Here is a 23,482-nt window from a genome sequence, read left to right on the forward strand (position 1 = left end):
TGGTTTTCTATTCACGGAATGCCGTGTCGTCATTGGCATCAGCACCGCCGCCCCTGGAAAACTGGCGAGCCGGGCCCACCGCCTCAAGCGTCAGCAAGATACCCCGCCGGGCTGCCATGCGCCCGCCCAGCGCCGTCAGGTCAGTAGGCGACAGCCGCTGCCGGGCGAGCGGCATGACGACGGCATTTTCCAGCGCCAGATGCCGGCGCTGGGATGCCGCGAAACGGCTCAGCCCGGCTCGCAGCGGCGCGTCCAGCGCGTCCTGCCGGCTGTCCAGCGCGGCCTGCAACCCGGCGACGATAAGGCCGGCATGCGCGCTATCCTCGGCATGTTCGGTGGAGAGCTGCCCCAGCACCGGCTCCAGCTGGTCGCCCGGCACGGCGCGGCGGCGCAGCAGCGGGAACAGATCCTGTTCCTCGTCGATCACATGGATCGCCATGTCGGTTTCGATATGCGCCAGCACCTCGCGGGCAAGGTCGGGCTCGAAGCGCGGGCGTGTGGCCAGCCGGTCAAGCAGGCTGCACAGCACCCGCTGGCGCAGATGATCGGCCAGGATGAAATCCAGCGGCGAGGCCAGAAGGTGCGCCGGCAGGGCCGCAAGATAGGCCTCCGGCACCGCCGCCAGCGTGCTCATAGCCGGCGTCCGCCGGTTGGCTGAGCATGATGCGTGGCCTCATGCTCCACGGCCTGGCGCAGGATCGCCTCCAGCGCGGCAAGGCCGGGATCGGGCGACTTCCCCATTACCCCGACGATCTGCAGCCAGCGATCATCATCGGCATGGTCCATGAATCCCCGCACCAGGGCGGCGACATAATCCGGCGTATCCAGCCCGGCGTCCTCCGCCGCCGCCTCGACGCGCCGGGCAAGGTCCGGATCCGGCAGCGACGCAAGAGCCGCCGCCGCGACATCGGGCCGGTGAAGATGCTGGATCAGATCGCCGAACATGAGGCGCCCCTATTGCACAAGCGGCGTCGCGCTGGCGCCGAGATCGACGCCGGTGATCTCCGCCTGCCCCGCCAGGATCGACACATACTGCGCCGCCGCCCGGCGCCAGACCGCTTCCGCCAGATAATCCGCGATCTTCTCGCGCACCGCCTCGAACGGGAACGTGCGGCCCTCGATACAGCGATCCAGCCGGATGACATGCGCGCCGTAGGGGGTCTCCACCGGCTCGGCCGACATCCCGCCCGGCTCCAGCCGGGTGAGCGCCGCCTCGAAGGCGGGCGTGGTGTCGCCGGGGCCGATCTGGCCCAGCGACCCGCCGACCTGGCCGGACGGGCAATCGGACAGCGCCTTCGCCATGTCGGCGAAGCGGGCCGGGTCAGAGCGCAATTCGGCAATGGCGCCGCGCGCCCTCTCCAGCGCCCCGGCAAACGCCGCCTTGTCGCGGCGGTCGGCGGTGAACAGGATATGCGCCGCCTCATACAAAGCCGGGCTGCGGAACCGCGCCTGATTCTGCCGGTAATAACGCAGGCAGCTTTCCTCGTCGGGCACCGGCAGGCTGAGCGCGCCTTCCAGCAACATGCGCTGCGCCGCCTCCTCCACCGTCTCGCGGCGGCCTTCATCGTCGGTCAGCGGTTCCGCCACGATGCCCTGACGCGCGGCTTCCTGGCTCAACAATTCGCGGATCGTCAGCGCCCGCACCGCCTGGTTCCAGGCCATGTCGGGATCGTCGGACGGGTGGTTCTGCGCCTCCCGCGCGATGGCGGCAGCGGTGATTTCCACCCCGTTCACCGATACCGTGACCGGGGCGAAGCGCCGGCGCGGCGCAGTACCGGGCTTCGGGGTGGTTTTCTGTTCAGACATGCTCATGCTCGCCTCCTCCTCAGACCGGCCGCGCGCCGCCGCGGGTGCGCACGATCTGATAGCCCTGCCGCCCCAGATACCAGACCGGGGCGCTCCAGACATGCACCAGCCGGGTGAAGGGGAAGATCAGGAAGACCGTCATCCCCAGCAGCAGATGCGCCTTGAAGATCAGGTGGACATCGGCAACGTAGGTGGCGGCGTCCGGCCGCAGCGTCAGGATGCCCTGCGCCCAGCTCATGAACTTCACCATCTCCTCGCCATCGAGATGGCCCAGCGAGATGAAGATCGTCGCCAGCCCCAGGATCAGCTGGGCATAGAGCAGCAGCAACACGGCGATGTCGCCGAAGCTGGAGGTGCGGCGGATGCGCGGGTCGAACAGCCGGCGGTGGATCAGCAGGCTGAGCCCGATGAAGCAGGCCACCCCGGCGATGCCGCCGACCACGATGGCCAGAATCTGCTTGGCGCCATGGCTGATGCCGATGGCATCAAAAATCCAGATCGGCGTCAACAACCCGCCGGCATGGCCCAGGAAGATCACCAGAATGCCGACATGGAACAGGTTGGAGCCCCACATCATCTGGCGCCGGCGCAAGAGCTGGCTGGAGCCGGTCTTCCAGGAATATTGCTCGCGGTCGAAGCGGATCAGGCTGCCCAGCAGGAACACGCCGAGGCAGAGATAGGGGTACCAGCCGAACAGGATGTGATTGAGCGTCGATTCCATCGAAATCTCTCCCTCTTTCTCAGGCCACCGGGCTCAGACCGCCGGGGCGGCCGGGCTGCGCCGGGCGGCGCGCACCTGGGTCTTTATGCGGGTAAGCGAGCAATCGTCGGTCATCTCGCCGGGACCGAAGGTGACGGCTGCCTCCTCCCACTCCTTATCGAGGGCAGCCAGATCGTCCGGCATCACGTCGCTGGCCGCTGCCTCGGCCGCTGCCCGTGGGTCTGCCCGCACTGAAGACAGCGATTCCAGCGCCGCGAAGACCGGGGCATAGAGGCTCTCGCGCTTTTCCAGCCGCTGCCGCAGCACCGCCAGGATGTGCACCGTCTCGCCCAGCAGCGCCACCGCCTCGCCCGGCGGCAGGGTGGACAGGAATTCCAGGAACAGCGGCAGGAAGTCCGGCAGTTCGTTGGCGACGATGAAGAAGCCGTGCCGGTCATAGAGCTGGGCCAGATCGACCAGCGCCTGCCCGCGGTCCCGGCTCTCGCCATGCACATGCTCGAACAGGTGCAGTGACAGGCTGCGCGAGCGGTCGAACAGCAGGACATAGCGCTCCTGCAGATCGTACAGCTCCGCCGTCTCGAAGCCGCTGAGCAGGGGCTCCAACGCGTTCAGCGCGCGCCGGGACACCTGTCCCTCCGCCGCCAGCACCGCGCGGATATCCGGGATGGCGGCGACCAGTTCCTCCGACGGGTAGGTCAGCAGGGCGGACAGTGCCTTGAAGCTTTTCATCACCGCACCTCCATCGGAGTCTTCGCCTTCGGCTTCTGCGGCGCGCCGAACAGGCTGGTGGCGGTCTGGCCGTCGGAACAGCCATTGCCGAAGGAGAAGCCGCAGCCGCCGCGCAACTGATAGGCATCCTCGCTGGTCTCGCGATGCGCGGTCGGGATGACGAACCGGTCCTCGTAATTGGCGATCGCCATGATCCGGTACATCTCCTCGATCTCGGCGCCGGTCAGCCCGACCTTCTCGGCCAGCCGCTCGTCGAGCATGCCGTCCACCGTCTTGGCCCGCATGTAGGCGCGCATCGCCAGCATGCGCTCCAGGCCGAGTGCCACCGGCGCCTCGTCCCCGGCGGTCAGCATGTTGGCGAGGTATTTCAGCGGAATGCGCAGCGAGCGGACATCCGGCATGCCGCCGTCCACTCCCATCTGGCCTGCAGCAGCGGCCGACTGGATCGGCGACAGCGGCGGCACGTACCAGACCATCGGCAAGGTGCGGTATTCGGGATGCAGCGGGAAGGCGATCTTCCAGTCCATCGCCATCTTCCAGATCGGCGAGCGGCGGGCGGCCTCCAGCCAGTTTTCCGGGATGCCGTCGGCGCGCGCCTGCTCGATCACCTTCGGATCATTCGGGTCGAGGAACAGGTCGAGCTGGGCCTGATAGAGGTCCTTCTCGTCGGCCTTGCTGGCCGCCGCCTCGATGCCATCAGCGTCATACAGCAGCACGCCGAGATAGCGGATGCGCCCGACGCAGGTTTCCGAACAGACGGTGGGCTGGCCGGCCTCGATACGCGGGAAGCAGAAGATGCACTTCTCCGATTTGCCCGAGGACCAGTTGTAATAGATCTTCTTGTAGGGGCAGCCGGAGACGCACATCCGCCAGCCGCGGCACTTGTCCTGGTCGATCAGGACGATGCCATCCTCCTCGCGCTTGTAGATCGCCCCCGACGGGCAGGCGGCGGCGCAGGTCGGGTTCAGGCAATGCTCGCACAGGCGCGGCAGGTACATCATGAAGGTATTTTCGAACTGGCCGTAAATCTCCTTCTGGATGCCCTCGAAATTCACATCCTTGGATCGCTTGGAGAATTCGCCGCCCAGGATTTCCTCCCAGTTCGGCCCCCATTCGATCTTCTCCATCCGCTCGCCGGAGATCAGCGAGCGCGGCCTTGCGGTCGGCATCGCCTTCGATTCGGCTGCCGTCTGCAGATGCCCGTAATCGAAGGTGAAGGGCTCGTAGTAATCGTCGATTTCCGGCAGGTCGGGATTGGCGAAGATCTTCGCCAGGATGCGCCATTTCGGCCCGATCTTCGGCTCGATCTTGCCGTTGGCCTTGCGCCGCCAGCCGCCGTTCCAGACCTTCTGGTTCTCCCACTGCTTGGGGTAGCCGATACCGGGCTTGGTTTCGACATTGTTGAACCAGGCGTATTCCATGCCCTCGCGGCTGGTCCAGACGTTCTTGCAGGTGACCGAGCAGGTGTGACACCCGATGCATTTGTCGAGGTTCAGCACCATGGCTATCTGAGCGCGGATTTTCATTCTGCCGCCTCCTTGGCGTTGGTGTGAGCAGGGAACGGAGCGGCAGTGTCGAGCGGCTGTTCCAGCCAATCGACGCTGCTCATCTTGCGGAGCACGACGAACTCGTCGCGGTTGCAGCCGACCGTCCCGTAATAGTTGAAGCCGTAGGATTGCTGGGCGTAGCCGCCGATCATGTGCGTCGGCTTCAGCACCGTGCGGGTGACCGAATTATGGATGCCGCCACGCTGGCCGGTGATCTCCGAGCCCGGCGTGTTCACGATCTTCTCCTGCGCGTGGTACATCAGCACCATGCCGGGATTGATCCGCTGCGACACCACAGCGCGGGCGGTCAGCGCGCCGTTCGCATTGAACAGCTCGACCCAGTCATTATCCTCGATACCGGCCTGCCGGGCGTCGGCCTCGCTGACCCAGATCACCGGGCCGCCGCGATTCAGCGTCAGCATCAGCAGATTGTCGGTATAGGTCGAGTGGATGCCCCATTTCTGGTGCGGCGTGATGAAGTTCAGCACGATCTCGGGGTTGCCGTTTTCGCGCTTGCCCTTCACCGGCGCGATGGTCTTCAGGTCCACCGGCGGCTTCCAGGTCACCAGCTCCTCGCCGAAGGCCCGCATCCAGGGGTGATCCTGGTAGAGCTGCTGGCGGCCGGTCAGCGTGCGCCAGGGGATCAGCTCATGCACGTTGGTGTACCCGGCGTTGTAGCAGACCTTCTCGCTCTCCAGCCCCGACCAGGTCGGCGAGGAGATGATCTTGCGCGGCTGCGCCTGCACGTCGCGGAAGCGGATCTTCTCGTCCTCCTTCGGCAGGGCCAGGTGCGTGTGGTCGCGCCCTGTCGCCTTGGACAAAGCGCCCCAGGCCTTCACCGCGACTTCGCCATTGGTCTCCGGCGCCAGCATAAGGATCACCTCGGCGGCGTCGATGTCGGTCGTGATCCGGGGCAGGCCCTTGGTCGGCCCCTCCTCGGTGACGGCGCCGTTCAGCGCCGCCAGATGCGCGACCTCATGCTCAGTGTTCCAGGAGATACCCTTGCCGCCATTGCCGATCTTGGTCATCAGCGGGCCGAGCGCGGTGAAGCGCTTGTAGAGGTTGGGATAGTCGCGCTCGACCACCGTCACCTGCGGCATGGTCCGACCGGGGATCGGCTCAATCTCGCCGCGCTTCCAGTCCTTCGCATCATAGGGCTGGGCCATCTCGCCCGGCGTGTCGTGCAGGATCGGCGTCAGCACCACATCCTGCTCGACGCCCAGCACCTCCGGCGCCACCTCGGAGAAGCTCCTGGCGATACCACGATAGATGTCCCAGTCCGAGCGCGATTCCCACACCGGATCGACCGCCGCCGACAGCGGGTGGATGAAGGGGTGCATGTCGGAGGTGTTGAGGTCGTTCTTCTCGTACCAGGTGGCGGTCGGCAGCACGATGTCGGAATAGACGCAGGTGGTGGACATGCGGAAATCCAGCGTCACCAGCAGGTCCAGCTTGCCCTCCGGCCCGTCCTCGTGCCAGACGACCTCCTGCGGCTTGGCGCGCCCTTCCTGGCCCAGATCCTTGCCCTGCACGCCATGCTGCGTGCCCAGCAGATGCTTCAGGAAATATTCGTGTCCCTTGCCGGAGGAGCCCAGCAGGTTGGAGCGCCAGACGAACAGGTTGCGCGGCCAGTTCTGCGGATCGTCGGGGTCGTGGCAGGACAGTTCCAGCGCGCCATCCTTCAGCCCCCTGGCGATATAGTCCTTCGGCTCCATCCCCGCCGCCGTGGCCTTGGCCGCGATGGTCAGCGGGTTGACCTTCAGCTGCGGCGCGGAAGGCAGCCAGCCCATCCGTTCGGCCCGGACATTGTAGTCGATCAGGCTGCCCGACCAGTCGCCCTCCGGCGCTGTCGGCGACAGGATTTCGCCCACCGACAGCGTTTCGTAGCGCCACTGGTCGCTGTGCGCGTACCAGAAGGAGGTGGAATTCTGCTGGCGCGGCGGGCGGCCCCAGTCCAGCGCGAAGGCCAGCGGCTGCCAGCCGGTTTGCGGGCGCAGCTTCTCCTGCCCGACATAGTGCGACCAGCCGCCGCCCGACTGGCCGACGCAGCCGCAGAACACCAGCATGTTGATGACACCCCGGTAGTTCATGTCCATGTGGTACCAGTGGTTCATCGCCGCACCGATGATGATCATGGAGCGGCCATCGGTCTTCTCGGCGTTGGTGGCGAATTCGCGCGCGACGGCGATGATGGCGTCGCGCTTCACGCCGGTGATGTTCTCCGCCCAGGCCGGCGTGCCGGGCACATCCTCGTCATAATCGCTGGCGACATGGCCGCCGCCGAAGCCGCGGTCGATGCCGTAATTGGCGCACAGCAGGTCGAACACGGTGGCGACCTTCGCCTCGCCGTCCTTCAGCGTCAGGCTGCGCACCGGCAGGTTGCGCTCCAGCACCTCGCCATGGTCGGTCTTCACGAAATATTCGGTCGCCCGGCCGCCGAAATAGGGGAAGGCAACCGAGGCGATCTCGCTGCCCTCGCCGGCCAGGCTGAGGCGCAGCTGCGTGTCCCGGCCTTGGCCGTCCTTCTCCTCCAGGTTCCACTTGCCCTGCTCGCCCCAGCGATAGCCGACGGAACCCAGCGGGGAGACGATCTCGCCCGTGGCCTCGTCGATGGCGACGGTCTTCCAGTCCGGATTGTTGGCCTCGCCCAGCGCACCCTCGAAATCGGCGGCGCGCAGCATGCGGTCAGGCACCAGCCGGCCGTCCTTCTCGACCAGTTTCACCAGCATCGGCATGTCGGTGTATTTCCGCACATAGTCGCGGAAGTAGGGCACCTGCCGGGCGAGGTGGTATTCGCGCAGGATGACATGGCCCATCGCCATGGCCAGCGCTGCGTCGGTGCCCTGCTTCACGTTCAGCCAGATATCGGCAAACTTGGTCGCCTCGGCATAGTCGGGGGAGACGACGGCGCTCTTCGTACCCTTGTAGAGGACCTCCGTATAGAAATGCGCGTCGGGGGTGCGGGTCTGCGGCACGTTGGAGCCCCAGACGATGATGAAGCCCGCATTGTACCAGTCGGCCGATTCCGGCACGTCGGTCTGCTCGCCCCAGGTCTGCGGGCTGGCCGGCGGCAGGTCGCAGTACCAGTCGTAGAATGACATGCACACCCCGCCCAGCAGCGACAGGTAGCGCGAGCCCGCCGCGTAGGAGATCATCGACATGGCCGGGATCGGCGAGAAGCCGATCACCCGGTCGGGGCCATAGGTCTTCGCGGTATAGGCATTCGCGGCGGCGACGATCTCGTTCACCTCCTCCCATTTCGCGCGCACGAAGCCGCCATGGCCGCGGATGGAGGTGTAGGATTTGCGCTTCTCCGGGTCCTCGACGATGGAGGCCCAGGCGGCGACCGGCGTGCGGATCATCCGTGCCTCGCGCCACAGCTTCAGCAGCCGGCCGCGCACCAGCGGGTACTTCACCCGGTTGCCAGAATACAGGTACCAGGAATAGCTGGCGCCGCGCGAACAGCCCCGCGGCTCATGGTTCGGCAGGTCGGGCCGGGTGCGCGGATAATCGGTCTGCTGGGTTTCCCAGGTGACGATCCCGCCCTTCACATAGATTTTCCAGGAGCACGACCCGGTGCAGTTCACGCCATGCGTGGAACGCACGATCTTGTCGTGCTGCCAGCGCTTGCGGTAGCCCTCCTCCCAGCTGCGGTCCTCCGCCGTGCGGATGCCGTGCCCGTTGGAGAAACTATCGACGTTCTTCTTGAAGAAGGTCAGGCGATCGAGGAAATGGCTCATAGCTATACGCTCCGATCTCGCGTTCGGCGGTTGGGCCTATTCGGCGGGTGTGGCGGCTGGCGCGCGGCGGCCGCGTTCGATGTCATGCAGCAGCCCGCCCTTGCGGGTGTAGACCGCCCAGGTCAGGGCCACGCAGGTGGCGTAGAAGATGGCGAAGGCCCACAGCGCGGCTTCCGGTCCGCCGGTCAACGCGATGGAGGAGCCATAGCTCTTCGGGATGAAGAAGGCGCCATAGGCGGCAACAGCGGAGGTGAAGCCGATGATCGCCGCCGATTCCTTGTCCGCCTGGCGCTGCCTGGCCAGCGCATCCGCGCCGGGCATCAGCCGGTCAATCTCGCGGCGCATGATCGCCGGGATCATCTGGAAGGTGGAGGCATTGCCCACGCCGGTGGCGAAGAACAGCACCATGAACATGGCGAAGAAGCCCCAGAACGCCATCGGATGCTGCTTGATCGACAGGAAGTACAGCACGCCCAGGACCGCCACGATCATCGCCACGAACACCCATAGCGTGACGCGCCCGCCGCCGAACCTGTCGGATACCCAGCCGGTCGCCGAGCGCGACAGCGCGCCGACCAGCGGGCCAAGGAAGGCGAACTGCAGCGCGTCGATGTGCGGGAACTGCAGCTTCATCAGCAGCGGGAAGCCCGCCGAATAGCCGATGAAGGAACCGAAGGTGCCGGTATAGAGCCAGCACATGTACCAGTTGTGCCGGCGCTGGAAGATCACGGCCTGCTCCGCGAAGGAGGCCTTCATGCTGGCGATGTCGTTCATGCCGAACCAGGCGGCGAAAGCCGAGGCGACGATGAACGGCACCCAGATGAAGCCGGCATTCTGCAGCCAGAGCTGGGTGTTCGCGTTCGCCACCTGCTGCGGCGCGCCGCCGATGAAGCCGAACACGCCGGCGGTGATAATCAGCGGCACCACGAACTGCACGACCGACACGCCGAGATTGCCGAGACCGGCATTCAGCGCCAGCGCGTTGCCCTTCTCCGCCTTCGGGAAGAAGAAGGAGATGTTGGCCATGGAAGAGGCGAAATTGCCGCCGCCAAAGCCGCACAGCAGCGCCAGCAGGACGAACAGCGGATAGGGTGTCCCCGGGTTCTGCACGGCAAAGCCGATGCCCAGCGCCGGCACGATCAGCGACCAGGTGGCCAGCGTCGTCCACAGCCGCCCGCCAAACATCGGCGGCATGAAGGAATAGAAGATGCGCAAGGTGGCGCCCGACAGGCCGGGCAGCGCTGCCAGCCAGAACAGCTGGTCCGTGGTGAAGGCGAAGCCGATCAGCGGCAGCTTGGCGACCACCACCGACCACACCATCCAGACCGCGAAGGACAGCAGCAGCGACGGGATCGACAGCCAGAGATTACGCTGCGCGATCTTTCGGCCCTTTTCTTCCCAGAATTGCTTGTCCTCGGGCCGCCAATCCTCGATCAGGCTCGGACCCAGGGCGCCGACTTCCTTCGCGGTGTGGATTTCGCGCATCTCTGGCAGTTCCGGCAGCTTGCGCAGCTCGGCATCGGCGACCTCGCGCTCCATCCGCCGGATCGACAGGTGCATCCAGGCCAGCGCAGTGGCGACCAGCGCGAACAGCAGCATGAAGCAGCTGGTCCAGATGCCGGTCAGGTCGTTCATTGCACCGAAGGCAATCGGCAGGATGAAGCCGCCAAGGCCGCCCATCATGCCGACCAGCCCGCCAACCGCGCCGATATGGTTCGGGTAATAGACCGGGATGTGCTTGTAAACGGCGGCCTTGCCGAGGCTCATGAAGAAGCCCAGCACGAAGATCAGCGCGACGAAGGGAACGATCCCCATCGCCAGGGTGAAGGAGATGTCGCCGGTGATGCCGTGCACCACATAGTCGGTCGCCGGATAGGACAGCAGGAACAGGCAGACGACCGAGACCCCGAAGGTCCAGTACATCACCCGCCGCGCGCCGTACTTATCCGACAGCACGCCGCCATAGATTCGGAACAGCGAGGCCGGCACGGAATAGAAGGCGGCCAGCATGCCGGCGGACTTGATGTCCATGCCATAGACGCCGACCAGATAGCGCGGCAGCCACAGCGCCAGCGCAACGAAGGCGCCGAACACGAAGAAATAGTAGAGCGAGAAGCGCCAGACCTGCAGGTTCTTCAGCGGTGCCAGCTCCAGCAGCGCACCGCGCGCCTTGACCCCGCGCCGCCGCCGCTCCACCAGGGCCGGATCGTCGCTGGTGGTGAACCAGAAGATCGCGGCGGAGGCCAGCAGGGCGATGGCCCAGACCTGCGCCACCATCTCCCAGCCATAGGCGACCATCACGAAGGGGGCGACAAACTTGGTAACCGCCGCGCCGACATTGCCAGCGCCGAAGATGCCAAGCGCGGTGCCCTGCTTCTCCTTGGGATACCAGCGCGAGACATAGGCGACGCCCACCGCGAAGGAACCGCCGGCCAGCCCCACGCCAAGTGCTGCCAGCAGCAGCATCTCGTAGGTGTCGGCGTAGGACAGCAGGAAGGTCGCCGCCGCCGCCAGCACCATCACCAGAACATAGACAATGCGGCCGCCATACTGGTCGGTCCAGATGCCGAGGAAGATGCGGGTCAGTGACCCGGTCAGAATCGGCGTGCCGACCAGCAGCCCGAACTGCGTATCGCTCAGCCCCAGCTGCTCCCGGATGCCCACACCGATGATGGAGAATATCGTCCACACCGCGAAGCAGACGGTGAAGGCCAGGGTACTTATACCTAGCGCGCGGGTCTGATCGCCGCGGCTGACAGTGGCGAGGTCGTTCATGGCTGCCCCCAAATCCAGGGTCGTTGGATAGCGGATATCTGCTCCGCGCCATGACTAATCGTTGATCAGGGTAAAACCATCTTTGACCTGGATCAACTATCGGCGCCATTTTTAATGGTGAAATGAAAATAAGAAGACAATACATACTCAGATATATTTAATCATACTGTGAATTGACAAATAAATAACTGTGACTTAACATTTATCAACTATTGAGACAGACCTCTCGGTCTGACGGGAATGGGTCATGCAACCAGACGATGTCGATGCCATACGTAATCTGCCGCTATTCCGGGACTGCATGCCGGAGACCTTCGAGGCGCTGATAAAGATCAGTTTCCTGCAGCGCTTTCCCCAGGGCGTGCTGCTGATCAGCGAGAATGACCCCGCCGATTTCCTGCATGTCGTGCTGGAAGGGCTGGTGGAGATGTTCGGAACCTCCGGCGGGCGGGAGACGACGATCAGCTTCGTGCGCCCGGTCAGCACCTTCATCCTGGCCGCCGTGCTGAAGGACCAGGTCTATCTGCAGTCGGCCCGCACGATCTCCCGCTCCCGCATTCTGATGATCCCGGCCCAGGCGGTCCGCCAGGCGATGCAGCAGGACAAGGCCTTCATGCTGTCGATTGTCGGCGAGCTGGCGACCGGCTATCGCCGGGTGGTGAAGGAGCTGAAGAACCAGAAGCTGCGCACCAGCAGCGAACGCCTCGCCAACTGGCTGCTGGCGCAGGGCCGGCTCTCGGACGATGGAACGGTCCGGCTGGCGATGGAAAAGCGCGTGTTGGCATCACGGCTTGGCATGACGCCGGAAAACCTGTCGCGTGCCTTCTCCACCCTGCGCGATCTGGGCGTGCGGGTGGAAGGCAACATTATCCGGCTGGAGGATATGGAGGCGCTTACCGATTTCTCGCAGCCCAACCCGCTGATCGACGACCCGCTTATATAGCAATCCGCAACAATGCGGCGAGCTGCGGCCGGTTCTCCAGCAGGTCCGCCAGCGTAGAACGGTCCAGCACCGCGAAATAGGCGTCCAGCGCCTCCGCGAACACATGCCGCAGCGTGCAGGCCGGGGTGATGGCGCACGCCCTGTGCAGCGGCGGAAAACATTCGACCAGCGCGAAATCCTCCTCGGTCGCCCGCACGACATCGCCGATCCGGATCTCGGCAGCCGGCCGGGCGAGCCTCAACCCGCCGCCCCGCCCCCGGATCGTCTCGACGAATCCTTCCCGGCCCAGCCGGTGCGCCACCTTCATCAGGTGATTGCGGGAGATGCCATAGGCTTCCGCCACCGCGTCGATGGTCCCGGTGCGGCCTTCCAGCAGCCCCAGATGGATCAGCATGCGCAGCGCGTAGTCGGTGTGAACGGTCAGCCGCATTGGCCCTCCAAAGATGCATCAAAGGCGCTTGTTTTGTGATTCGCCATAAGATACATATACTATACATCTTTTGTCGCAACCAGCGGAGAGCGCCATGTCAGCCGCCTTCCCTGCCCAGGCGGAACGGCCGATCCGGCGTTTCGCCTTGTTCGAATATGGCTTCCGTCCCTTCTTCCTGCTGGCCGGGCTGTTCGCCCTGTTCGGCGTACTGGCCTGGTTGCTGGCCTTCGCCCATGGGCTCTGGCCATCGGAGGGGCCGGGCGCCCTGTCCTGGCATGCGCATGAGATGCTGTTCGCCTTCGTCACGGCGGCCATTGCCGGCTTCCTGCTGACTGCCGTGCCGAACTGGACCGGGCGCGGCGGCTTCAGCCGGTCGCTGTTGATCGCCCTCACCCTGCTCTGGCTGGCCGGGCGCTGGGCGATGTCGCCGCTCTTTCCGTTCGACCCGCTGGCAGCAGCAGCCCTTGACCTCGCCTTCCTGCCGGCGCTCGCCGCGATCATCGGACGCCATCTGCTGCGCGGCAGGAACTACCGCAACCTGCCGATCCTCGCGGTGCTGATTGTGTTTGCCGCGGCCAATCTGCTCGTCCATCTGGAACGGGCAGGCATCACCATGGATACCGCCCATGCCGGTCAGATGCTGGCGATGAATCTGACGCTGCTGCTGGTCGTGCTGATCGGCGGGCGCATCGTGCCCTCCTTCACGCTCAGCACCTTGCGGCGCCTCGGCCGGCCGGTGGAGATCGCGCAGCCGCGCGCGCTGGAAATCGCCTGCCTGCTGTCAGTGCTGGGGGTGCTGGCCGCCGACCTCGCCCTGCCCGGCAGCACAGCCGCCGGCATCGCGGCAGCGCTGGCCGCCTTGTTCAATGGCGTGCGGCTCGGCCTGTGGAAGGGGTATCGCACCCTGCGCGATCCGCTGCTCTGGGTACTGCATGTCGGCTATCTATGGATACCGGTCGGTCTGACGCTGAAGGCGCTGTGGCTGCTGGGCGGGATGGAGATCGGCATGAACTGGCTGCATGCACTGACCTTCGGCGGGTTCAGCACGATGATCCTGGCGGTGATGACCCGCGCCACGCTGGGCCATACCGGCCGGGCCCTGCGGGCAGCACCGGCCACCGCCATCAGCTATGTGCTGCTGACGGCGGGAGCCACCATCCGGGTCTTCGGGCCGGCGCTGTTTCCGGCACAGACGCTGCCCTCCGTCGCCGCCGCCGGGCTGCTGTGGATGACGGCGTTCGCGCTGTTCCTCTTTGTCTATGGGCCGATCCTGACCGGACCCCGCGCTGATGGCCGACCGGGCTGACGATGTCTGGTAACCGTCCCGAAGGGCTGTAGGGGCGTGCCCGCCTATGCCCGCCCCCGGTCCGGCTCGACGAAGAATTCCAGCCCCACCAGCCGCTCCAGCAGCATCACCATCAGCAGGGTGAACAGCACCAGCGTGGTGGAGATGGCGGCCACCACCGGCGTACCGCTTTCCTGGATGAAGGAATAGATCTGCACCGGCAGGGTGGTGACGTGCGGGCCGACCAGGAACATGGTCACCGTCACCTCGTCGAAGGACAGGATGAAGCTGAACAGCAGCGCAGTGATGAGGCCGGGGCGGACCAGCGGAAAGGTCACCCGCCAGAAGGTCTCCCACGGCCGCGCGCCAAGGCTCATCGACGCCTCCTCCATCGCGCTGTCCAGCTTGCGCAGGCTGACCGAGATCGGCCGGTAGGCATAGGGCAGCGTCATGATGCAGTGCGCCAGCAACAGACCGGCGAAGCTTCCATAGACATGGAACATCGACACCAGCGCCAGCATCGCCACGCCCAGCGCGGCATGCGGAAACAGGATCGGCGTCAGCACCGCCGTCTCGAAAAAGCTGGAAAACCGGCTCCGCCGCCGCGTGACGACCAGCGCCGCCAGAAACGCCGCCAGGCTGCTGATTACGGCACCGGCTGCGGCCAGCAGCAGGCTGGTGGCGAAGCCCTGCATCCAGCGCGCATCAGTCAGGAACTCCACATACCAGCGCAGCGACAAGGCGCCGGGCGGAAAGCGGATATAGCCGGCCTCGCTGAAAGACGCGGCGACGACGATGACGATGGGGGCCGGCAGAAACAGCAGCAGGCTCCACAGCCCGACCTGATTCCAGCGGATGGCGGTCATGATTGCCTCCCCTCAGTTCCCATCGCCGCCGACAGGCGCCGCTCCAGCGCCTGCACCGGCAGGATCACGGCCAGCCCGGCCAGCAGCAGCAGGAAGGCCAGCATTGAGCCTTTCGGGAAATTGAAGGTCTGGATCACCTCCTGGTACATCTGCGTGCCCATCATCCGGTCCTGCACGCCGCCCAGCAGGATCGGCGTGACGATGGCGCCCGTGGACATCAGATAGACCAACATCGCACCGGAGATGATGCCCGGCAGCGACAGCGGCAGGGTGACCCGCCAGAAGGTGTAGAGCGGCCGGCCGCCTAGGCTCATGCTGGCTTCCTCCAGCTTGCGGTCGAGATGCAGCAGTACCGACAGGATCGAGATGATCATGAACGGCACCAGCACATGCACGAGGCCAATGACCACGCCGGTGGTGTTGAACATCAGCCGCATCGGCGAGTCGATCACCCCGACCCAGCCAAGAAATTCGTTGATCAGCCCGCGCGGCCCCAGGATCACGATCCAGCCATAGGTGCGCACCACGATGCTGACCAGCCAGGGCAGGATCACCAGGATCATCAGGTGGTTGCGGTTGCCCTTGTAGCGCCAGATACCGAAGGCGATGGGATAGCCGATCAGGATCGAGAAGAACGTCACCAGAAAGGACACGCCGATGGTGCGCAGGTAAATCTCGATATAGTCCGGCCGGGAAAAGAATTCCTGATACAGCGCCAGCGTGAAGCCATCCCTGCCAGTGAAGGAGGTGGCCACCATCTGCACCACGCTGATGGCGAACAGGGCTAGCAGCAGCAGGGCTGGGGCCAGCAGCAGCGCCTGCGCCAGCGGCAGGCGACGGCGCACAGTTCCGCCAGCTTTGGCGTTTACAGATATCGTGGTGGATCGGGACATCGCAGCCATCCTCACAGCCGCAGGAAACGCTTGGCATTGCCGTACAGCCACTTCCAGCGGACATCCTCCTCCAGCGGCAGCGCCTCGATCTCGCGCACGGTGCGCTCAAGCGGCATCAGCGGATAGGCGGAGCCGAAGATGATGCGGTCCTGCAGGATGGTGCGACCATATTGCAGCAGCGGTTCATAGCCTGACCCGGCGACCGACAGATATTTCGGCCGTACCGCCACCAGCCCGATATGCACATTGGCGTGCCGCCAGGCGACGCCGATCAGCTCATGCACCCAGGGGAAGCCCGGCGGTGCGGCGCACACACGCAGTTCCGGGAAATGCACCATCACCTCGTCCAGCAGCGCCGGGCGCCCGAACTCCATCAGCGTCGAGGTGGCGAAATTGATGCTGCAATGCAGGTTCACCGGGATATCCAGCTCGATGCATTTGGCGTAGAGCGGGTACATCTTCTTGTCGTTGATCGCCAGCTTGTGCTCGAAACATTGCAGATTGAGGCCGCGCAGCCCCAGCTCGCGCACCGCATGATCCAGTTCGCGAACGGCCACCATCCCCTTGTTCGGATCGACACCGGCGAAGCCGACGAATCGCGGCCCCTGTTCGCGGCAGAAGGCGGCGACATCCTCGTTGGCGATGCGCCAGCCGAAGGTGGTCTCCAGATCGCGCGCCTTCACCACGATGTGCTCGGCCCCCAGCGCATCATAGGCGGCGAGATACTCCTCGAAACTGTCCTGCCGGGCGGCCGCCTTCTCGCTGGACTGATAGACCGTGCGATAGCGTTGCAGATGCGTGGTCGCGGTCTGGGTGAAGGCCGGCACCGGCGGCCGGCTGCCATAGTCGATGATCATGCCGAAGCCTCCCCCCCGGCCAGTGCCGGCCAGCGGTGCTGCCAGGGCATCAGCGCCTGCAGGGCGGCGGCCACCGCGACCAGCCGCTGTTCGGCATGCCACGGGCCGACAATCTGGAGGCCGATGGGCAACCCATCCTTCGTGAAACCGCAGGGCACGGACATGGCCGGATTGCCGCTGGGATTGAACGGGATGGTGTAGCAGTACCAGGTGCGCCGCAGCGGCCCCAGCGGCTTGCCGTCGATCACCAGCGGTTCGTCGGCGCGCTGCGTCACCGGCGGCGGCGGGGCGGCGATGGTCGGCGTGACCAGGATATCGGCATGGTCGAAGATCGCCTGAACCCGGCGATACAGCGCGGTGCGCTCGGGAAGCGCTTTCTGGAGCGTCCCGACATCCTGCGCCAGCCCCTCCTCCAGCGCCGACACCATGGTCGGGTCCATCCGGTCGCGCCATTTCTCCAGCACATGGCCGGAACGCGCGGCCTGATAGGCCCGCATCAGGACCAGGGCGGTATCCAGGCTCCAGTCCAGGCTCACCGGCTTGTCCACCAGTGTTGCACCGGCATCGACCATCGCCTCGACGGTCTTCGTGGTGTGCGCCTCGAAATCGGGGTCGAGATAGTCGTTCACCGTGCGCGGCATCCAGCGGATTTTCAGCCCCTTCAGGACGGACAGCGGATCGTCCGCCAGAGTGAGCGGCGCGGCCGATCCGCCCAGGGACCAGGGGTCCCGCGGGTCCGGGCCGGCCATGACATTGTGCAGCAGCACCGTGTCATCCACCGTGCGGGCCATCGAGCCGAGGCAGGTTAGGTTGCCGAACAGGTCCGGTGTGGTTTCGTGCGGCACCCCGCCCACGGTTGGCTTCAGCCCGACGATGCCGCAGCAGGCGGCGGGAATACGGCCGGAGCCGGCACCGTCCGTGCTGACCGCCAGCGGCCCGAAGCCCATCGCCACGCCGACCGCCGCACCGCCGCTGGACCCGCCACAAGTGCGGTCCAGCGCCCAGGGGTTGCGGGTGATGCCGTGCATCGGGCTGTCGGTCAGCACCTTATGCCCCAGTTCCGGCGTGGTGGTCTTGCCAAGGATGATGCCGCCGGCCCGACGGATACGGGCGATTGCCTCGGCATCCTGCGCCGGCACATTGTCGGCGAAGATGTGGGAGGCTAGCGCCGTGCGCATGCCGGCGGTCGGTACCAGATCCTTCACTGTCACTGGCAGGCCATGCAGCGCGCCCAGCGAGTCACCGCGCATGACAGCTGCATCGGCCGCGGCGGCTGCCTTCAGTGCCCCTTCTGCATCAACCAGCGCGAAGGCGTTGGTGTCGCCGTTCAGCCGGTCGATCCGGTCCAGCGTCGCCGCCACCAGTTCCCGCGAGGACAGCGTCTTGCCGCGGATCGCCGCCGCCAGTTCGGTCGCGGACTTCTGCCAGAATTCCGTCATCACATCCTCCCCCTTTTCCGGTTCAGCGCCAGCAATCGGCGACGCGATCATAGGCGCCGAGACGCAGGTCGCTCTTGGCCTTTATCAGCTCACCCTTGGCGATCTTTTCCGATGGCGTGCGCGGCAGCGTATCGATGAACTCGATGTAGCGGGGAACCTTGAAGGCGGCGAGGTTGCGGTCGCAATGCTCGAATATCCGTGCCAGCGGCAGGGCGTCCTCCGGCAGGTCCGGCTGACGCACGATATAGGCCTTCACCTCCTGCCCGCGCGTGTCGTCTGGCACCGCCACGACGGCGGCGTCCATCACCTCCGGCAGATTCTTCAGCACGGCCTCGACCTCGCGCGCGGCGATGTTTTCGCCGGCCCTACGCACCATGTCCTTTAGCCGGCCGACGATGTAGTGGTAGCCCTGCTCGTCCTTTCGGAACAGGTCGCCGGTGCGGAACCACTCGCCGAAATAGGAGTCGCGGTTGGCCTCCGGTTTCTTGTAATAGCCCTGCATCAGCCCCTTGCCGCGCACCACCAGCTCACCGATTTCGCCCTGCGGCACGTCCTTGCCATCTTCATCGACGACACGGCATTCGCGGAAGGCGGTCGGCTTGCCGCAGGAGCCTGAGCCGACCATCTCCGTCGCCTCCAGCGGCACGAACAGCGTCGGCCCCACCTCGGTCATGCCGAAGGCTTCCATGGCCGGCGCATTGAAGCGCTGGCGCAGGTCGGCGTGAATTTCCTTGCGCACGCCATAGATGTTGGCGCGGCGCAGGCATATCTCCGCGTCGTGCGGGCTGGGCGGCTGCTTGTAGACCACTTCCGGAAACAGGCAGAAATGGATGCGGTGTTCGGCCAGCCACCCGGCGAACCGGCTGGCACTCTGCCGGTTTGCGACATACAGCGTACCGCGCTGGTGGAAGGCCAGCAGCAGCAGCCATTGCGGATCGAGATAGAAGAACGGCGTGGAGGCCAGGATGCGCTCGAACCGCTTCCCGTCGCGCAGCCCGTTCACCTTGCCGGCACTCAGCCAGTAGCGGTGCGAGAGCATGCAGCCCTTGGGGAAACCGGTCGTGCCGGAGGTGTACTGGATGTTCAGAAGGTCGTCATGGCCGGGCGCATAATCCAGCACCAGCGTGGCGGACTGGCCGGCGGCAATCTCCTCCCAGCGCCGGTAAGGGCCGGCATCCGGCGCGCCGGCCAGGGCAATATGGTCCGGCGGGATAGCCAGCGCCTGCTCCTCGCTGTCCCATTCCGGCGACAGCAGATCGCGGTAGTCGGCATGGGCAATCAGGAAATCGGCATCCGAATCATTGGCGATGTAACGGACCTCGCGGGCGGTATAGCGCACATTCACCGGTGCCATCACCGCACCCAGCTTCGCGATGGCCAGCCAGATGGTCGGCATGAGCGGAATGTTCGGTAGCATGACCGCGATATGGGTGCCCCTGGTCACCCCCCAGGCACGCAGCGCGTTGGCGGTGCGGTTCACCTCTGCGGCAAGCGCGCTGTAGGTGGTGACGACGCCGGCCTCGAAGAAATTCCAGGCGGGCTTGTCGCCAACTTCCGCCGCCGCCTCGTCCAGCAGGGCGCCGACATTGGCAGGCAACGGGTCAGTTTCGATGGCGAGGCGGCGCTCCTCCGGCGTCATGCGGGACAGGCGGTCAATGAAGTGCTCGATAGGCAGGCGGCTGGTGCTCATGGTGGCGGTTCTGTCCATGAAAAAGGCGGTCGATAGGAAGGGGAAGGCGCCCCGGCGCCGGGAGACGACAGCGCCGGGGCCAGGCTCACTGCGCGTCAGCGATGAGCTTTTCCAGAAGGTTGATACGGTCGGTCTGATTGTCGGCAATGAAGGCCCAATCCGGCTGGTAGAGCCTGGTCATCAGCTCGGCCAGGGTCATGCCCATCTGCTCCTCAGCCTCGGCCGGCAGCTTCGCCTTCGCGTTCAGCGGCAGGTAGCCGCCCAGCACCGAGCCGCGAAGCTGCGGCTCCGCCTTGGAGACGTAGTTCATGAACTTTTTGGTCGCCGCCATGTCCTTCGCATTCTTCGGCATGACCAGCAGGTAGGGGATCATCAGCGCGCCTTCTTCCGGCACGACCATGGTGACGTTCTGGGCACCCTGCTGGCGCAGATGCCAGACGCGGCCGGAGTAATACGGCCCGGCGGCGATTTCGCCCCGCGTCAGCAGCCCGTTCATATGGGCGATGGAGCTGTAGGTGGTCAGGGCGTTCGGCACGATCTTGCGCAGCAGATCCAACCCCGGCTCGATGTTCTTCTCATCACCGCCCATCGCCTTGGCGATGATCGGCAGATCGTAGGAAGACAGGTATATCGGCCGGGTGATCGCCAGCTTGCCCTTCCATTTGGCATCGCCGAGATTGGCCCAGGACTTGAAATCGCCTGGCTTGGCTTCATCCGTGTTGATGGCAATGCCGTAATACATGAAATACGGGCTGACCCCGGCCAGCTTGCCATCGGCATTGCGCATCAGATAGCGCGGATTGGTATCGGCGGTGTCCGGCAGTTCCGCCGGGTCCAGCAGCTCCACCATGCCGTCACGCATCAGGTTGGCGCCCTGCGGATAGGTCACCATCACGGCGTTATATTGCGGGTTGCCAGCCTGCGCGCGAAGCTGCGCCTCCGGCGTCGGTACCGGCACGATCTTCACATTGATGCCGGTCTCCTTGGCGAAAGGTTCGGCAAAGGCCGTCTCCCACACCTTCTCGACGCCGCCACCCCAGGTGGCGATCAGCAGGTCGGTTGCCTGTGCAGGCCGGGGAGCCATCGCCGCGACCGCCGCAAGGGCGGCGAGGACCGGCAGGGCGCGAAAAGAAAATTTCGACATGATGCTTCTCCCTTTGTTGTTCTGATCAATAGCCGCGCAGCGCAGCCATTCCCGGATCGGCCGGGCCCTCCGGCATCGTTCCAGCCGGCATCGCTTCCATTTGCTCCTGAACCGAAAGGCCCGCGGCATCGAGCGGCACCACGACCGCGCTTTCCGGCGCCCAGCCGAAGGACACGGGCTGGCCGGGCTGAAGGGCGGGAACGCCAGTGCCGGAATCCGCCGTGACCGCGACATAGCTCTCGCCGGCGGCTTCCAGCGCATAGCGTGTGCTGGCGCCGATATAGCTGCGCTCCACCACCCGTCCTTCGATGGTCAGGGCCAGCCTTTCCTGCGCCCCGGCCATCACCAGATGTTCCGGCCGGACCGATAGGCCGATACGGGTGCCTTCCGGCAGCTGGTGCCCGGCGGGGGAAGGCACGGCAATCACCCGCTCAAGCCTGTCGAGCCGCACCTGCATCTCATTGGGGCCAGTGCCGGCCACGCTGCCGGTCAGGAAGTTCGTATCGCCGACAAACTGCGCCACGAAGGGCGTGCGCGGCCGGGCATAAACCTCTTCCGGCGTGCCCAGCTGCTCGACCTGACCGCCCTGCATCACCGCGATGCGGTCGGACATGGTCAGCGCTTCCTCCTGATCGTGGGTGACGAACACGAACGTCGTGCCGACGCGCTGCTGGATGCGCTTCAGTTCCTGCTGCAACTGCCGGCGGAGCTTCAGGTCCAGCGCGCCCAGCGGTTCATCGAGCAGCAGCACCTTGGGACGGATCACCAGCGCGCGGGCCAGCGCCACGCGCTGGCGCTGGCCGCCGGAAAGCTCATGCACGCGGCGTTCTTCCAGCCCGGCCAGATCGACCAGTCCAAGCGCCTCGGCAACCTGGCGGCGGATGTCCTCACGCGCCATGCGCCGTACGCGCAGCCCATAGGCAAGGTTCTCGCCAACGGAAAGATGCGGAAACAGCGCCAGATTCTGGAACACGATGCCGATGGGGCGTTCATAGGGCGGCGCCTCGTTCATCCGGCGCCCGGCAATGCGGATCTCGCCCTCGCTGGGTGTCTCGAAACCGGCGATCATGCGCAATAGCGTGGTCTTGCCGCAGCCGCTGGGCCCCAGCAGCGTCAGGAATTCGCCAGCGCGGACACGGACCGAGACGTCGCGCACGGCATGATGGGCACCGAATCGTTTATGCACCCGCTCCACATCAAGGATCGACGATTTGGTTATATTGTTTTCTGACAAGGGGCGCTCCGGCGTTCCTGCTCGGGAATCTCTCGTTTCAGAGATTTTCTTGTGACTATTGAATGACACCCCCAAGGGAAGCAGTCCTGAAACGGCATTTCAAATTGCTAATGATCGTGTTTTCATAACTTATAGTTATGTATTTCAGGGAGTACCGCGTGCCGCTTTCCCACCGTCAGCTGGACGCCTTCCGCATGTTCATGGAAACCGGATCGGTCACCGCCGCCGCTGAAAGGCTGCGCGTGTCGCAGCCGGCGGTGAGCAAGAGCCTGGTCGGGCTGGAGTATGATCTCGGCCTCACCCTGTTCGTACGCAGCAAGAAGCGCCTTGTACCGACACATGACGCGCAGCTCCTGCACCGGGAGGTGCAGCGGCTGTTCTCCTCGCTGAACGACATAGAGAGTTTCGCGCGCGACCTGCGCTTCCTGAAATCCGGCGAACTGCACATCGCCTCCGCCGCGTCGCTGGGGCACACGCTGGTTGCGGATTCACTGGCCAGCTTCGCTGCCGAGCATCACAAGGCACGGATCGTCTTCAATGTCAGCACGACGGTCAGCCAGATCGTCATAAACCAGCAGGTCGATCTGGGATTCTCGCTGATCCAGGTTCAGCATCCGGCCCTGGTGAACGATCCGCTGTTCCATGCGCAGGGCGTCTGCGTTGTGCCGAAATCGCATCGTCTGGCCGGCCGGGAAACGATCACCGCGGAGGATCTGCAGGATGAGCAGTTCATCTCCTTCATGCGCGACAGCCGCATGCGCCATATCATCGATGCCGCCTTCGAACAGCGGCGCATCGCCCGCTATCAGCAGTACGATGTGTTCACCTCCGTCGAGGCCTGCGCCCTGGTCTCGCGGGGACTGGGCGTCAGTATTGTCGAGCCGCTGGGCGTGGCCTATGCGCAGTGGCCGGATCTGTGGGTCGCCCGCTTCGAGCCGGCCATCCGCTTTACCTTCAATGTGATGCGCGCGCGCGACAGGATGCCCTCACGGCTGGCGGAGGCCTATCTCGGGCATCTGACCAGGGCCATTGAGCGGATACGAAAGCACGCCGAGGCAGAGAGCAGGCTGATCGAGCTGAGCCTGCCGGCATAGGCCATCCACCTCAGGTCAGCTTAGCGGCGGTGCTGATGGCGAGAGCAGACGATCCGCCTTTAAACATCAGCCTCTTTCAAGAGGGCGACCGCCTGCTCACCGCTGACCTCATGGCCTGCCACCTTGCACCAGCCTTCCGGTGTTCTGACGAACTGACGCACCGTCCGGGCCAATAACTCAGCTCAGCCAATCCTCCGAACGCAGGCGCTCAACTGATCGGCCCCCACGGACGGGTCCAATTTGATTGTTAGTGCAATGATGGTCGTGGCGCCAGCGCGGGCGGCATCGC

19 protein-coding genes are annotated in these 23,482 nt (G+C 65.1%); 3 read left to right on the plus strand and 16 right to left on the minus strand.

The window, feature by feature from the left end:
• Positions 1-7: 7 nt before the first annotated feature.
• The 8 genes from MK313_RS08420 to MK313_RS08455 are packed head-to-tail and all read right to left on the minus strand — an operon-like array spanning position 8 to position 11,318.
• The gene (locus MK313_RS08420; RefSeq protein ID WP_287780842.1) at positions 8-634 is read right to left on the minus strand and encodes a hemerythrin domain-containing protein; all 627 of its coding nucleotides are present in this window, start codon (positions 632-634) and stop codon (positions 8-10) included.
• On the minus strand, positions 631-945 hold the full coding sequence (locus MK313_RS08425; protein WP_287780843.1) for a hypothetical protein: 315 nt from the start codon (positions 943-945) through the stop codon (positions 631-633). Before MK313_RS08425 ends, MK313_RS08420 begins: the two co-directional genes overlap by 4 nt.
• Positions 946-954: 9 nt before the next feature.
• Positions 955-1,812, minus strand: a complete 858-nt coding sequence (locus tag MK313_RS08430) for a peptidylprolyl isomerase (RefSeq protein ID WP_287780844.1) — start codon at positions 1,810-1,812, stop codon at positions 955-957.
• Positions 1,813-1,825: 13 nt separating this feature from the next.
• Complete coding sequence (gene narI / locus MK313_RS08435; protein WP_287780845.1) at positions 1,826-2,527, minus strand: respiratory nitrate reductase subunit gamma; 702 nt, start codon at positions 2,525-2,527, stop codon at positions 1,826-1,828.
• A gap of 33 nt (positions 2,528-2,560) precedes the next feature.
• The gene (narJ, locus tag MK313_RS08440) at positions 2,561-3,256 is read right to left on the minus strand and encodes a nitrate reductase molybdenum cofactor assembly chaperone (protein ID WP_287780846.1); all 696 of its coding nucleotides are present in this window, start codon (positions 3,254-3,256) and stop codon (positions 2,561-2,563) included.
• The gene (gene narH, locus MK313_RS08445; protein WP_287780847.1) at positions 3,256-4,782 is read right to left on the minus strand and encodes a nitrate reductase subunit beta; all 1,527 of its coding nucleotides are present in this window, start codon (positions 4,780-4,782) and stop codon (positions 3,256-3,258) included. Before narH ends, narJ begins: the two co-directional genes overlap by 1 nt.
• Positions 4,779-8,543 (minus strand): nitrate reductase subunit alpha, encoded by a 3,765-nt coding sequence (locus tag MK313_RS08450; RefSeq protein WP_287780848.1) that lies wholly within the window; start codon positions 8,541-8,543, stop codon positions 4,779-4,781. Before MK313_RS08450 ends, narH begins: the two co-directional genes overlap by 4 nt.
• A 36-nt stretch (positions 8,544-8,579) precedes the next feature.
• Complete coding sequence (locus MK313_RS08455; RefSeq protein ID WP_287780849.1) at positions 8,580-11,318, minus strand: nitrate/nitrite transporter; 2,739 nt, start codon at positions 11,316-11,318, stop codon at positions 8,580-8,582.
• 247 nt (positions 11,319-11,565) lie between these two features.
• Here MK313_RS08455 and MK313_RS08460 point away from each other — a divergent pair, with 247 nt between their 5' ends.
• Positions 11,566-12,261: a cyclic nucleotide-binding domain-containing protein gene (locus tag MK313_RS08460; RefSeq protein ID WP_287780850.1), complete on the plus strand. Its 696-nt coding sequence runs from the start codon at positions 11,566-11,568 to the stop codon at positions 12,259-12,261.
• Here the strand turns inward: MK313_RS08460 and MK313_RS08465 are convergent.
• On the minus strand, positions 12,254-12,691 hold the full coding sequence (locus MK313_RS08465) for an Rrf2 family transcriptional regulator (protein WP_287780851.1): 438 nt from the start codon (positions 12,689-12,691) through the stop codon (positions 12,254-12,256). The genes MK313_RS08460 and MK313_RS08465 overlap by 8 nt on opposite strands.
• A 94-nt stretch (positions 12,692-12,785) precedes the next feature.
• Here MK313_RS08465 and MK313_RS08470 point away from each other — a divergent pair, with 94 nt between their 5' ends.
• On the plus strand, positions 12,786-13,997 hold the full coding sequence (locus MK313_RS08470; protein ID WP_287780853.1) for an NnrS family protein: 1,212 nt from the start codon (positions 12,786-12,788) through the stop codon (positions 13,995-13,997).
• Positions 13,998-14,041: 44 nt separating this feature from the next.
• On the opposite strand, the gene MK313_RS08475 is transcribed toward MK313_RS08470, so the two are convergent.
• The 7 genes from MK313_RS08475 to MK313_RS08505 form a co-directional block, all read right to left on the minus strand.
• Entirely contained in the window at positions 14,042-14,842 is an 801-nt protein-coding gene (locus MK313_RS08475; RefSeq protein ID WP_287780854.1) for an ABC transporter permease, read from the minus strand.
• Positions 14,839-15,735 carry an ABC transporter permease gene (locus tag MK313_RS08480; protein WP_287780855.1) on the minus strand — a complete coding sequence of 299 codons (897 nt, stop codon included), beginning with the start codon at positions 15,733-15,735 and terminating at the stop codon, positions 14,839-14,841. Before MK313_RS08480 ends, MK313_RS08475 begins: the two co-directional genes overlap by 4 nt.
• Before the next feature lie 11 nt (positions 15,736-15,746).
• Positions 15,747-16,592, minus strand: a complete 846-nt coding sequence (locus MK313_RS08485; protein ID WP_287780856.1) for an amidohydrolase family protein — start codon at positions 16,590-16,592, stop codon at positions 15,747-15,749.
• Positions 16,589-18,031: an amidase gene (locus MK313_RS08490; protein WP_287780857.1), complete on the minus strand. Its 1,443-nt coding sequence runs from the start codon at positions 18,029-18,031 to the stop codon at positions 16,589-16,591. The genes MK313_RS08485 and MK313_RS08490 overlap by 4 nt, the downstream gene beginning before the upstream one ends.
• A gap of 22 nt (positions 18,032-18,053) precedes the next feature.
• Positions 18,054-19,721: a class I adenylate-forming enzyme family protein gene (locus MK313_RS08495; RefSeq protein WP_287780859.1), complete on the minus strand. Its 1,668-nt coding sequence runs from the start codon at positions 19,719-19,721 to the stop codon at positions 18,054-18,056.
• A gap of 85 nt (positions 19,722-19,806) precedes the next feature.
• Complete coding sequence (locus MK313_RS08500) at positions 19,807-20,865, minus strand: extracellular solute-binding protein (RefSeq protein WP_287780860.1); 1,059 nt, start codon at positions 20,863-20,865, stop codon at positions 19,807-19,809.
• 25 nt (positions 20,866-20,890) lie between these two features.
• On the minus strand, positions 20,891-22,051 hold the full coding sequence (locus tag MK313_RS08505; protein WP_287780861.1) for an ABC transporter ATP-binding protein: 1,161 nt from the start codon (positions 22,049-22,051) through the stop codon (positions 20,891-20,893).
• Between the two features lie 206 nt (positions 22,052-22,257).
• Between MK313_RS08505 and MK313_RS08510 the strand changes: the two genes are divergently transcribed.
• The gene (locus tag MK313_RS08510; RefSeq protein WP_121216686.1) at positions 22,258-23,193 is read left to right on the plus strand and encodes a LysR substrate-binding domain-containing protein; all 936 of its coding nucleotides are present in this window, start codon (positions 22,258-22,260) and stop codon (positions 23,191-23,193) included.
• The last annotated feature ends 289 nt before the right edge of the window (positions 23,194-23,482 follow it).

This window comes from Oceanibaculum sp., assembly GCF_022449305.1.
Lineage (GTDB): Bacteria > Pseudomonadota > Alphaproteobacteria > Oceanibaculales > Oceanibaculaceae > Oceanibaculum > Oceanibaculum indicum.